This is a genomic window from Halomonas sp. ISL-56, assembly GCF_018612805.1.
GTDB lineage: Bacteria > Pseudomonadota > Gammaproteobacteria > Pseudomonadales > Halomonadaceae > Vreelandella.
On sequence record NZ_JAGGRO010000008.1, the window covers coordinates 145,113 to 158,084 of the forward strand.

Annotated in this window: 7 protein-coding genes; 3 read left to right on the forward strand and 4 right to left on the reverse strand. The window is 53.1% G+C overall.

Annotated features, from left to right (window positions below):
- Window positions 1-123: 123 nt before the first annotated feature.
- The 4 genes from J7J49_RS06740 to J7J49_RS06755 form a co-directional block, all read right to left on the reverse strand.
- Complete coding sequence (locus J7J49_RS06740; RefSeq protein ID WP_215091230.1) at window positions 124-6,312, reverse strand: DUF4347 domain-containing protein; 6,189 nt, start codon at window positions 6,310-6,312, stop codon at window positions 124-126.
- A gap of 68 nt (window positions 6,313-6,380) precedes the next feature.
- Entirely contained in the window at window positions 6,381-6,926 is a 546-nt protein-coding gene (locus J7J49_RS06745; protein WP_215091232.1) for a phage tail protein, read from the reverse strand.
- 617 nt (window positions 6,927-7,543) lie between these two features.
- Window positions 7,544-8,134, reverse strand: coding sequence for a FlgO family outer membrane protein (locus J7J49_RS06750; RefSeq protein ID WP_251048178.1), 591 nt, complete (start codon window positions 8,132-8,134; stop codon window positions 7,544-7,546).
- A gap of 4 nt (window positions 8,135-8,138) precedes the next feature.
- On the reverse strand, window positions 8,139-8,804 hold the full coding sequence (locus J7J49_RS06755) for a hypothetical protein (protein ID WP_251041046.1): 666 nt from the start codon (window positions 8,802-8,804) through the stop codon (window positions 8,139-8,141).
- Between the two features lie 202 nt (window positions 8,805-9,006).
- Between J7J49_RS06755 and J7J49_RS06760 the strand changes: the two genes are divergently transcribed.
- The 3 genes from J7J49_RS06760 to J7J49_RS06770 all read left to right on the forward strand — a co-directional run bounded on the left by J7J49_RS06760 (window position 9,007) and on the right by J7J49_RS06770 (window position 12,837).
- Window positions 9,007-10,011, forward strand: coding sequence for an OmpA family protein (locus J7J49_RS06760; protein WP_215091234.1), 1,005 nt, complete (start codon window positions 9,007-9,009; stop codon window positions 10,009-10,011).
- A gap of 506 nt (window positions 10,012-10,517) precedes the next feature.
- Window positions 10,518-11,486: an HAD-IIB family hydrolase gene (locus tag J7J49_RS06765; RefSeq protein ID WP_215091236.1), complete on the forward strand. Its 969-nt coding sequence runs from the start codon at window positions 10,518-10,520 to the stop codon at window positions 11,484-11,486.
- A gap of 130 nt (window positions 11,487-11,616) precedes the next feature.
- On the forward strand, window positions 11,617-12,837 hold the full coding sequence (locus J7J49_RS06770) for a glycosyltransferase family protein (protein ID WP_215091238.1): 1,221 nt from the start codon (window positions 11,617-11,619) through the stop codon (window positions 12,835-12,837).
- Window positions 12,838-12,972: the final 135 nt, after the last annotated feature.

Genomic DNA, 12,972 nt, shown 5'->3' on the forward strand with positions numbered 1-12,972 from the left:
GGGGAAGCTTTTTATTACCTCACCATCCCTAGCACTCTAACAAACTGCGGGTGCTGTTATTGAGCAATAGGAGGAAGTCGGCACCGCCAGTTGCTTGCGGTGCCGTTGGCTTAGCTCAAGACCCTAGCCAAATAGATACGACTCAAGGTCGGTTTCGACGCCTACCAGGTTGGCCGCATCAAGGTAATTGTCCACCTCTGAACGGCTGAGTTGCAGGTACTCGTCGGAGTCAGTAAACGCCAGAACCATTTCAATCGGATTGGCATCACCGTTTTGCAACACCTCTTGCCAATACTGTTCACCAGCTGTATCGGGCGCACGATTTAGCACCTGTTCATAAAGCGTGTCGATTAGTGTCTCTACATCTATCGTCTCGTCAGTGGTTAACAGGCCTTCACTTTCCAGCAGGCTTTCCGCTAACGCTTCTGGCGATTGATCATTCGCCAGCCATTCCCTAAACACTGCTTCGTCGGGTGCTTCGCCTACTAAGCCGGTATAGAGTCGCACCAATGTCTCGGCCAACGGGTCTTGATCCACCGATACACCGGTATCAAAGCCCAACGAACGCATTTCCATTTGTTCTAGGTTCACACCCCAGGCCAGCAGCTTGTTGCCGTTCACGAGGGGAATACTGGCGTTGATATACTCTTGTGACTGGACAAACCAACGTGCAACCTCACTACGATCCCCGTTGTTATCCAGCAAGATGTCTAACCAGTAATCGCGGCCGCTTTCATCCGCAGCTCGGCCTAGGGTGGATTGATAAAGCGTATCCACAAAGGTGGCATTATCGTTACCCATGGCTTGCAACGCGGCTACTGCCTCTTCCGCTAACATAAAGTCCTGAACAATATTGTTGAAGCTACTTTCTGCGTTTTGCTGCGCCACCCAGTACTCTAAGCCTTCCCGCTCAGCAACGCGATCAAGAATACCGTTGTACAAACGGATTATGGGAGTCAGCACCGTATCGAACTCAGGGTAACGCACAAAGGTGGTGGTATTACGCAGCTGTTCCAATAGCTCAGGGGGTAATTCCCATCCCTTTGCAGTGAAGATATCCACAAAGTTAGCGAGCTCAATTGGCTCAGGCTCCGGTTCTGGGTCGGGCTCTGGTTCTGGCTCCGGTTCTGGGTCGGGCTCTGGTTCTGGTTCAGGCTCTGGTTCTGGTTCTGGTTCTGGTTCTGGTTCTGGTTCTGGTTTAGGCTCAGGTTCTGGCTCAGGTTCTGGCTCTGGCTCAGGTTCTGGCTCTGGCTCTGGCTCAGGTGTTGGGGGGGCTTGTACGGTGAAGGTTAAGGTGCCGGAGACGCTTTCCACGCCATCTTCACCGCCATCAGCCAGGGTGAAATCAAAGCTGGCATTGCCCGCACTACTGCCCGCGGTGAATGTCACTAGGCCGTTGTCGATGTCTTGTTGGGTAAAAGTCTCTCCTGCGGCCAAGGCAGTGCCGTTAAGTAATAATGTGCCGGACGTTGGCAGGGTACTCAGTGTATAAGTGAGCTCTGCCCCCTCATTATCCGGATCACCTTCATTTAAATTGGCAGTCGTCAGTGTGACGCTACGCCCCGCTTGTACGCTGGGGCCTGCGTTGGTGGCGATGGTCGGCGCATTGTTAACCCCTGCCACTGTCACCGTGAGGGTTGAAGTGCTGGTATTACCCGCTGCGTCTTGAACATCGACGGTAACGCTGGTGGTACGTGTTTCGCCATGGGCAAGGGCGTCGAACTCACCATTGGGATCAAAGCGTGCAGTGCCATCGGCATTGACGATAAAGCGCCCGCCATTGCTGCCCGCGACCGCGCTGCCCAGCGCATCGGCACGGTTATTCACAGCGATCACAGGGGTTGTATCGTCTGCGCCTGTGTCGTTAGCAGTGAGTTTGTCGCCTGCTGAGCTAACGTTTGTCAGCGGAGCCTCCCCCGCATCTTCGCGCACTACGGCAGTCGTGTCGTCATTGGCAGTGGGCGCGGTAGTATCCAGGGTCAACGTCAGATCCGCCGACGCGCTGCTGGTATTGCCTGCGCTGTCGCTAACAACCGTATCAATGGCGTTGATGCCTTCATGCAGGTCGCCTTCGGCCAAGGTGAAGGCCCAGGTGCCGCTGCCATTGGCGGTGGCGCTACCCACGTTGATGCCATCGACACGTACCGTCACGGTAGCCCCCGCTTCGGCCCCTGTGCCGGTGAGGGTGGGCGTTGTGTGGTTGGTGAGGTTGTCGCTATTGCTCACACCGCTATCGGAAGCAGCTGCTAACGTGGGTACTGAAGCCGTAGCGGGAGAGTTCGCATCAACCGCGAATGCTGCACTGTCGGCAAGGTTTTGTCCGCTAGGTAACGTATCAAGGTTCGCCGGTATGCCGTTATCGTGGGCGACCAGCGTGGCTGCTCCCGTCAGGCTTAGTGAGGCGACGTTAAGCCTAGCGGTGTCTGTCTCGCCTTCTTGCACCGTATAGCGGCCACTAAACTGCGTTTGGTTAGCGGCATCGCTATTGGTGAGGAGAATCGTAGCCCCCGTATTGAGCGTGGCCGTTAGTGCGCCGCCGTTGGCAGCAAAATCAACCGCTTTATCGAACATGACGGTGATATCAATGCTGCTGCCGACCGCAAAGGTGCCATCCGCGGTGGGCGAGGTAATCGCTTGAATGCCTGGGGCCGTGCCGGTCACCACGCTGAAAAGGTCATTTTGTGTTACGGCGACAAGCGTATTACCCGCCGCATCCTGAGCACCGCTGACTCGTACATCCACGTTATTAATCACTTCATTAGCATCGGCGGTGTCGAAGGTGGCGATATAGGTAGTGGCATTTTCCCAGTTGCCCGATTTAAACGTCAGAGTGTTGGTGGGGTTTTCTACTGGGAACGTGATCGTCGGTGCGACGCCCGTATCCATCGCTTCGTTGAAGCTCAATGTCAGGGTAAAGCGGCCACTGCCGATCTGGTCGTCAGTAATGGTGGTGAGCGACGGTACGATAGCGCCATCCAGAAGAGGTCGAGCAGCGTCGATGGCATCAGCGCTCTGGCTGATAGCGGTGGTGTAAGCATTGGAGCTATTGCCCGCCGCATCGGACAGCACAACGTTAACGGGAATGACATCGCCTGGCGCGCGGGATGTATTCCCCTCCTGTACCGTGTAAGTGGCGGTATAGGTGCCGCCGCCTTGATCGGTAAAATCGGTGACCGCAACTCCGTTCACTGTACCGGCGTCCAGCGATAAGCCAGCCTCTCCCGCACTAATGGTGACCGTCACGGCATCGCCGATTTTATGACTGCTATTCGGTATAGAAACGCTGGTGATGACGGGGGCTACGGCATCAACAACGATGTTCTTGTTGGCGCTCAGCGAGTTGGCGGTACCCGGAGTGGGCAGGGTAAGTTCGGTGTCGTTGCCTGCTGCATCGCGAATTGAGCTGCCATTGAGGATGATTCCGGTACCTGCCAGCGCCAGATCACTGGATTCGTCACCTGCCTGAACGGTATAAGCAAATGTCAGCGTGTCGGTACCTGAGCCAGCCACATAATCTATGGTGCGATCCGTTGCCCCGGTTTCCAGCGTCAGCTGCGGTGTACCGTTCACAGTTACGGCTTCACTGAATGCTAAGGTGATGTTAACAGTGTCGCCCGCTTTATAAGTACCGTCGGCATTCGTTGAGGTGATGTTGGTCACACTCGGTGTCACCCGATCAACGCTGTGTGCCGAACCACTGGTATAGGCGGTCGCCATATTCCCCGCGGCATCCTGCACGTTAGTATTGTTGTTGAGGTCAAGGCGCAGAGTACCGTCGCCAGCGAGTGTGTCTACGGTGACTGTGTAGCTACTGCCGGAGCCAGAGATGGCGGCGATGGTGCCCGACGCATTGCCGTTGAGGGTGGAGAGGGTAAAATCATCGATAGAGACACCGCTGACGTTTTCGCTAAATGTCACGGTGTAATCCACTGAGGAGGCATTGGCAGCAGGCGAACCGCTGAGCGCAATGCTAGAAACGCTGGGCACTACGGCATCGATCACAATATCTTTATTGGCACTTAGCGAGTTAGCACCGCCTGTGGGTAGGGTAACCACCGCGTCGTTGCCTGCCGCGTCCTTGATAGAACCGCCATTGAGGATGATCTCGCTACCCGCCAATGATAGATCGCTGGTTTCATCCCCGGCCTGAACGGTATAGCTAAACATCAGCGTATTAGTGTCAGATCCCGAGGTATAACTAACGACCCGGTCGGTATCGCCGGTTTCCAGCGTTAGCTGTGGCGTACCGGCACCAGTGTTCACCGTCACGTTTTCACTAAAGGTCAGCGTAATGTCAACGATGTCACCCGCTTTGTAAGTGCCGTTGGCCGCCAGGGAGGTCACATTGGTGATGCTCGGTTTAACCAGGTCAACGTTGTGGATCGCGCCGCTGGTGTATCCTGCAGGGGCGTTGGTGGCTCCATCGTCTATATCGGTGCCAGTGTTAAGATCAAGACGCAGGTCGCCCGCACCACTAATACCAGTAACACTGACCGTATAGCTGTCACCGCTGCCAGCAACCGCACTAATAGTGCCAGATGCCGTACCGGTGGAGATGAGGGCGAAGTCGTCGGCCGATACATTGCTGACGCTTTCGCTAAAGGTAACGGTGTAATCTACTGAGTCGGCATTGGTCGCGGGTGAACCGCTGGGGGCGATACTGATAACGCTGGGCGCCACGTCATCAACGACATTAATGGTAATATTTTGCGTCGAGGGTGTCTTGCCATCAGTGGCTTGTATGTTAAGCGTAAAGCTGCCGGTAGCGCTGGCATCGAGCTGGCTGGTATCGCTCAGGGTGATCTCGCCAGTGGTACTGTTGATAGCGAAGACGCTGCCGGTGTTGCCTGACACGATAGAGTAGTCCACCGAGTTATCGTCGCCCGTGGTAGCGACAGTGCCTATAGAGGTGCTATTGGCATCGCTCTCGTTAACGCTAAAGGACTGGCCTGTGGTGATGACCGGGGCGATATCGTTAACCGAAATGGTGATATTTTGAGTAGCGGTGTTGTTGCTGCTTTCGCCATCGTCGGCCTGCACCGTTAAGGTATAGCTAGCGGCCGTTTCATAGTCGAGTGCAGCTGCACCGGCGGCATTTAGGCGGATCTCGCCATCATTAGCATCGATTTCAAAATAGCTTTGCCCCGTACCGCCCGTAATTGAATAGGTGATATTGGCATCCGCCAGACCACCATCACCGTCATCGGCCTGCACATCCAGTAACACGACATTGTCATTGATGGCGGTTTCGTTAATGCTAAAGGTATTTGCGGAGTTGAAGTATGGGGAGTTATTGGAAACGACCGCATTGTCAACCACAATATTGTTAATGGAGGAGTAGCCCATACCATCGGCGTAATAGATACGAACTTCGTCAACGTTCTCGAAGTCTGCATTAGCAGATACATCTTGAGTTACACGAATAGGCGAAGTATTGGAGGCAAAATTTACGGTTGACCCAACTTTAAGTCCATCGCGGAAAGCCTCAATAATGACCGTCTCACCTGCTATTTGGTTACCCCAATCGTAAAAATCAAAGCTATTAAACTTAAATTCTTCACCATCACGACTTTTTATCGCCATGCCTGCCCATTCGGAAGGATAACTAAAGTCAACGGTTATGCCAGTAAAGCCATCATCAGTGGCTAGGTTGGTGCTGTTGTACCAGTTTATAGAGTCGAGCTTGGTGCCGTTGATATCGCTAATATTATAAAATTGTAGCACCGCCCCTAGGAAGTTAGCACTACCCCCTTCACCATCTTGGGCAATAGAGTCTGTGTCCCAATTAGGGTCGTCAGCACTAAACGTAATGGTGGTGGGGGCTAATAAATGCTGATAAGCAGTTACAGCGAGGCTGGGGTAATGCGATGGAGCTGTGGTTGTATCAAGTAGCCAACTGCCGCCTAACAAGGCGCTGCCGATAGGCGAACTTGATGCGCTGATGTCAACATCAAGTAGAGCATTTAATCGGCTGAGTAAGAAAGCGCCCTCAATACCTTTTGCAGTAGAGCAAGCGTATAAAAAGAGCTCTCGCTGAATCAGTTGCCCAAGCTCCTCTAGCTGAGGTGCAAGTGTGGCTAGACTGTCGTTAGCAATACGAGTATTGCCAAGGAAAATGGTGCCTGGCTGCCCATGACATAAAAGATGCAGCGTCTCAACCGGTAAAGGCTGCGAAGAGAGCTGCTCAATCAGTAGGCTAAGGCTATCCTGATCATGTGTAAGGTATAGCACCTTCATGCCTTGCGACGCTGCAGCGTTAGCAAGCACATCATAATCCGGTAGAGTAGAGTCGATAACGGCGACAGCGGTCATGGCAGCCTCTTTAACAGTGAACGAGCACAGCGTGCTTGCAGTGTTAGCTAGTTAGTTGATTGTTGGTATTAAGGGCGGGATGGATAGATGCCGTAAAGCGCAACACAGTAACGGATACCCTGCTGGGGAGGCAGGTTGTTAAAAGGCAATGCTTGGCCTGTCGACCCTACTTGAACCTGACCACCTTCAACGCTTACAGGGAAGGGAGAGGTTAAAGCCTCAGACCAAATGGTCGCGCTGCCAGGGCCGCCACCTGAAGCGGCAAGGTACGGATTAGTACTGCTAGGTGTGGATGAATTATTATTGCTGTTACTCGAAACCGGCAGCTGTGAATTAGTAACAGTAGCCGCGTGAGTATGAGGGGCTAGATTGGCACTCGTTAACGTAGTGGTTTCGGTGCCACGTGTTTCACCTGCAACAACTGGGGATAATCCTGGGCCGTTACCCAGTCCAACAGGCGTACGTCCTTGTAAGTCGGGCAGTCCAAATGTTTGAGTACCATTACCGCCATAGGTAGTGCCGAGTAGTGAGAAAAGAGCGGAATTTTGGGCAATAGAAAGCAACTGCCCCCGCGCTTCAGCGTATTGGTTCGGGCAATAGCTAGCGGCGGTCAAGCAAATGGAGCCTATGTAGGGTTCGCTACTGCAAGTGGCATTTGCAGTCGTTGTAATTCCAAGCATTCCTAATAAAGCAGTAGCCAGTGCTGCAGGACGATACAAACAGGTGAGTTGTTTCATGGTTATTTCCCCTTGAGTTTTTTTAGTTTTTTTATCGCTCTTGAAGCTTAGTCATTTCCTTATTTTCTGTCACTAATAATTACTTAGTCCTAGCAAAAATTGCTGGTGATATGTCAATTTCATGAAGTTTTTAAACGACGGTTTTAATTGACTGTTTTTATCCTGGCCTGAGTTTGTGTCGTTATACATGGTCTGTATAAATTTTATTTATTGAAGAGACTCTCTTTATGAGGTTTAAAGGGGGCTGTGGTAAAGACGTTATAAAAGTTAGAGGTTTCGAATATAGCTAATGAACCATGGGGGGCACCAAGTTCATAGTGGCACTTTAGAGTTAAAAGGCCATGCAAGAGCTTAGAGCCGCCATCATGAGAATGGCGGCTCACGCATCAACTCAGCGTCAATATGAACTTAGCTCATAATACTCTAAGGTACACTGCAGAGTTATATTTTTACTTACCAAAGTTGACAGCGCTGCACGACCTGCGAGTAATAGCTCACCAACCCCCCTGGCCCTCTAACAAGCTGCGGGTGTTGTTATTAAGCGGCATACGAAAATCGGCGCTGCCCAGCACCATCGCATCGCCTGCCCGCACCACCCGGGCACTTACATAGACATAATCCTGTCCTTGCGCATAGGTGCCCATCAAAATTGATCGGGCGTTATGCTGCGCGGTTAGGCGTTGAACTTGCCGTGAAAGAATCAGTTCTCCCACGCTTTCTTCGATAAACATGCTATCGCGCATTTTAACTTCGCGAACCTGCATACCCTGGCGGGCCAGGGCGGACGCCATAATTTCAGAGCTGATACGCCCCAGTGTCGACGATTGGCTTAGATTGTCGATGCTCACAAAGGTGGCAGCAATCATGGGGCTATAGCGCGTGAGCTCTGGGTTACTGGCAACCATCTGCTCGGCAGCGGCATGAACCAATTCAGACAGATCGGGTTCCGGTTCGGCGGGTCTATTGTTAGCATTACCCAGCGTGCCACAGCCAGCCAGTAACAGTAGCGTAATACCCATGGCCATCCCGCGTGTAGCATGGCTGATAGAGCGAGCGCGCCGAGCAGCGAAAAGTGTAATCAGCATGAAATTACCACGTATCTGTAAGGGAAACGGAGGGTGTGGTAGGTGCCTGGGGCACGCGGTGAGGGGCATATTGACGACGATCACCGGCATTGATGTAGTAAATGTTGGACGAAGAGTAGAGAATTCGTTCGCCATCGATAATTTGCGTGGTCACGATAATCTCTTCATTGCCGGTGTGCGTCCAGCTACCGCTGGTGGTGTCGGCAAGCATGCCTGCGGGGATTAACCCTAGTGCAGGTTCTGCCCACTGGTTATACGGAATGGTAGCCACAGCGATACCCGCGGTGAGTGCGGTAAAAGCACCGACGGGAGGGCGGATAAAGCCGCGATCACGGTGTTCGACGACTTCGACATTAAACGTGATATTGGCGCTGTTTGCAGTGGGGACGGTGGTGAGGTTGGCGCCCCGTGAGACCAGCTCGCTGGTCAGCAGTGCGCGAAAGCCGCGCCCAAATTCACCGCCGCTGTAGGCGTGCAGTGCTTCACTGTCGGGTTCGCTAATGTGTAAATCGCGATTACGAACGCGCTCGCGTTGCAAAATGCTGGTAGCTTCATGGCGGGCCAGCACATCCCAGTGGTGGGCAGCCTGCATACGCTGCTGCTCAGTGTAGGGGTAAGTAGTGGCTATCGGCGCTTGAGATGTATTGGCATAAAAGCAGCCGCTGAGCATTAAGCTTGCCAGCCCCAAGCTGACAGGACGTATGAAATAGGGTAATGGGAATAATCTGGGACGGGTGCGCACCTGCTGGTTCCTTTTTCGCTACAAAACGGCTTTTGATAGACTGTTCGCCATGCTTAGTTTGCCATGCCTAATTCATCATACCTAGCTAGATCGGCCACGAGGTTAAAAACTTGAATGAGCGATAACACCAATGCTTGAAGATCATCGCAGCGGTCCGCGCCATGATTCGCTAATGTCGGCCTATCATGAGAGTGATAGTGGGAGCGGTTGGATGATCAGCTATCTCGATATCATGACCCTACTGGTGGCCCTTTTTGTGGTCATTATTGCCGCTGCTGGGCCGGTTATTCCTCAGTTGAACCAGACAAATAATATGAGTGAAGATGCTGACGCACCCTTACCTAATTTGGGCGTTCCGCTGCCCGAAGCTTTGGCCCAGGTAAGCACTGAGCGGGTGGGTGTCGCCCGTTGGGGCGGTGAAGGATTGAGTCCTATGGCCATCAGTGCAGCGCTAGGCGTCGCCGGGCTGCCCAAGTTGACTGATCTTCCTCGGCGAGTCAGCGTCGGTGTCCCACCGCTTTTGGCAGCACCACTGCCGCCCGCTGAACCGGTTATTTCTTTACCCAAACTGTTGATGCCCGCGGGCAGCGATGATTTTACATCGCCCTTAGCTGACTACATGGTGGTGTTAACTGATCGCCCCCCGGTGAATGTGCAAGCAGTGAGTGATGAGTCAGTCTCGGGGGCACTTGCCCTGGATCAGGCGCTCTCCCAGCGCGTTGAAGAGTCTACCTACCTACCCGACCTGGAGGGCGTTGAAGTGTCACGAGTGGCTGAGGGGATTAGTCTGCGTGTGCAGGATCAACTGCTGTTTCCTTCGGCAACGGCCGAGCTGACCAATGACGGGTCGTCACTAGTGGGTAGTTTGTTGGAAACTATTCAGCGCTACGATGGCGAAGTATGGGTTGAGGGCCACTCGGATAGTCAGACTATTAGCACTGATGAATTCTCGTCTAATTGGGCACTGTCTAGTGCCCGTGCAATTGCTATTGTGGAAGCACTGGAAGCGGCGGGTGTCGACGCTGAACGCCTGCGTGCCGTGGGTTTGGCGGCCACTAAACCGCTTGAGAATAATGCCACAGCGGAAGGGCGCGCACGCAACCGGCGGGTTGAAGTAGTGATTCATGTCGAGTAGCGAGTCTCTGATCACATGCAGATCTGAGCACGTACAACAATATTAAATTAATATTAAAAAAAGCCCGCCGGGGGAGGCGGGCATTAAAGGGCTTGGCTCACTGCAGCCCACTGGCATCAGGTGAGGGGTGTACAGGATGACCAGTGGGTACAATTTCAGTATAGCTATTTCTAGGGCGTTGCCAAGTGCTGTGACGTTTTTTTATAGCCTTATTATCACTTTAGTTAATGCTAATGCTTTTTTGGAGAGCAAACAGCAACGCAAGTGCACCGATCTGTTTCATGCACTTTTTTAGTGCATTCAGGCTGCCTCTTTTTGGTGCTTACAGGTTTTGCGATTTATTTACGCCTTCAGTTGCCATATAACCTTCTGATGAATAGGGGCTTCTCTGTATTGGCTTATATATTGCTTCGCTCTTGATAGCCAATTAATAGCTGGTCATAGCTCATCAGGTGGTTTAGCTATACTGCTTGAACAATGCGTTAAGGCCGAAAAGAGGTAGTGCCATGCCTGAACCCGCTCGTCTCTCAGCATCCCCCGCATCAATGCCTTCGGAAGCGCCGACTTCGGTTGATCCCGCTCTGCAGCCACGGCTGGTAGTGACCGATCTTGATGGCTCGCTGCTCGATCATCACAGTTATGACTTCAGCCCTGCGGCCCCCTGGCTTGCCCGCTTAAAACAGATGGGAGTGCCGGTGATTCCGGTGACCAGTAAAACCCGTGCCGAGCTGATTCCCCTGCGCGAAGCCTTGGGCCTCACGGCAACGCCATTTATCGCTGAAAATGGTGCAGTGATTGGTTTGCCGCCAGGCTGGTGCCATGCACGCTTAGACCGCCCGGGAAGTGGACGCGATGGTGTCGTTATCAAGCACCCGGGGGTAGATATTGGCTTTATTCGTGCCCGACTTAAGGTGTGGCGTGAGCGTCTAAATATTCGCTTTACCCGCATGGGGGAGCTGAGTGTGCCAGAGGTGATGGAGCTTACCGGGCTTGATGCAGCTCGCGCCCGAGACGCAAGGCAGCGTGAAGGCAGTGAACCGTTGCTGTGGCAGGACACCGAAGCGGCTCTGGAAGCGTTTCGGGTCGCTTTAGAAGGGGATGGACTACAGCTTACTCAAGGCGGGCGCTTTTGGCATGTTATGGGGCTCTCCGCTGATAAGGGCAATGCCGTCGAGTGGTTGGTGAAGCGCTTTGCGGCATTAAGAGGCCGAACGCCTCTTTCACTGGGGCTAGGAGACGGGCCAAACGATATCACTATGCTCGAAGCCGTCGATCAAGCGGTCGTCATCCGTGGTTGCCACGATTTAGCCGTAGAGCCCCGTAATGCTTCGCTCTATCGCACCGAGGCGACCGGGCCGACTGGCTGGGCCGAGGGGGTGGCCTACTGGTGGGGGCGAGACGACCGCCGTTTAGCGACGGCGGAGAAAGGTGCTGCTGTGTTCTCGGAATCCAGTTCTTTAAGTGCAGCTCTTTGATTCCAGGTCTTTGAATCCAGGTCTTTGACTCTAGGTCTTTGACTCTAGGTCTTTGACTCTAGGTCTTTGACTCTAGGTCTTTGACTCTAGGTCTTTGAATCCAGGTCTTTGAATCCAGATAGGTAAGCGCATGAGTGATTTTCATCAAAATGGAATTATTACCGACTTTCACAACCTTACCCGGCGCTCGGTGGAGGCGCTTGAGCTAGAGCTGTGCCAGTTTGCTCGACGACGCCCCATGGGGCTGATTCTGCCGTCGCTGTTTTCGGAACTGGAAGGGCCCGCACTGTCGGCAATCGTTGACGAGCTGGTTAAAGTCCCGTATCTCAATGAAATTGTCATTGGTTTGGATCGCGCTGATCGAGAGCAATTTTTATACGCTCGTGATTTTTTTTCACGCTTGCCACAGCATACGCGCATTTTATGGAACGACGGCCCACGCCTGCGCGCCCTGGATGCAGAGTTGGAAGAGCACGGGTTAGGCGCTTTGGAACCCGGCAAGGGGCGCAATGTATGGTACTGCGCAGGTTATATGTTGTCCTCTGGGCGCTCGAAGGTGGTGGGGTTGCACGACTGCGATATCCTGACCTACGAGCGAGGGCTGCTGGCGCGCTTGATGTACCCGGTAGCTCATCCCAACTTTAACTACAGTTTCTGCAAAGGCTATTACCCGCGCATTGCCGAGGGCAAGCTGAACGGTCGCGTCTCTAGACTGTTAGTCACGCCGTTACTGCGGGCGCTGAAGACCGTCTGCGGGCCAATGCCGTACCTCGATTATCTGGATAGCTTTCGGTATCCGTTGTCGGGAGAGTTTGCGATGCGCAGCGAAGTGCTTGAGGGAATTCGTATGCCGGCGGATTGGGGGCTGGAGATTGGTGTTTTATCGGAGCTGCAGCGCAACTATTCCCTGCGCCAGCTTTGCCAAGTAGATATTGCCGATGCCTACGACCATAAACATCAGCCGGTTAGCGAAGAGGATCCCAACGGCGGTTTAAACCGTATGAGTCTGGATATCTCAAAAGCGCTCTATCGTAAACTAGCCACCCAGGGTATTACCTTTAGCAGCGAAGATTTCCGCACCCTGAAAGCTACCTACTACCGCTTCGCGCTGGATTTGATTGAAGCCTACGATCACGATGCCACCATGAACGGGCTGAGCCTTGACCGTCACAGTGAAGAGCAGGCTGTGGAGTTGTTTGCCAGCAACCTACTTGAAGCAGGTAATCTGTTTATGGATAACCCTCGAGAACGGCCCTTTATCCCCAGTTGGAACCGGGTGCAAGCCGCGGTGCCGAATCTGCTTACGCGTATGCACGAGGCAGTCGAGCTGGATAACCAGGGCAAGGTTTAACCGTTCAGGCCCTAATCATTTTTTCAAAAACCGTTCATCCATTAAAGAGGCCAGCTACCCAAGGTAGCTGGCCTCTTACGCAGTACATGTTTGTAATATTCGGTTTTTCGGGTTTGGTTTTTAGCCCATGATTGT

What these genes read in the sequence shown, in the direction of transcription:
- J7J49_RS06755 (WP_251041046.1), bottom strand. Translation starts at nt 8,804, where the DNA reads ATGCTCAGCGGCTGCTTTTATGCCAATACATCTCAAGCGCCGATAGCC.
- J7J49_RS06740 (WP_215091230.1), bottom strand. Translation starts at nt 6,312, where the DNA reads ATGACCGCTGTCGCCGTTATCGACTCTACTCTACCGGATTATGATGTG.
- J7J49_RS06760 (WP_215091234.1), top strand. Translation starts at nt 9,007, where the DNA reads ATGCTTGAAGATCATCGCAGCGGTCCGCGCCATGATTCGCTAATGTCG.
- J7J49_RS06770 (WP_215091238.1), top strand. Translation starts at nt 11,617, where the DNA reads ATGAGTGATTTTCATCAAAATGGAATTATTACCGACTTTCACAACCTT.
- J7J49_RS06750 (WP_251048178.1), bottom strand. Translation starts at nt 8,134, where the DNA reads ATGCTGATTACACTTTTCGCTGCTCGGCGCGCTCGCTCTATCAGCCAT.
- J7J49_RS06765 (WP_215091236.1), top strand. Translation starts at nt 10,518, where the DNA reads ATGCCTGAACCCGCTCGTCTCTCAGCATCCCCCGCATCAATGCCTTCG.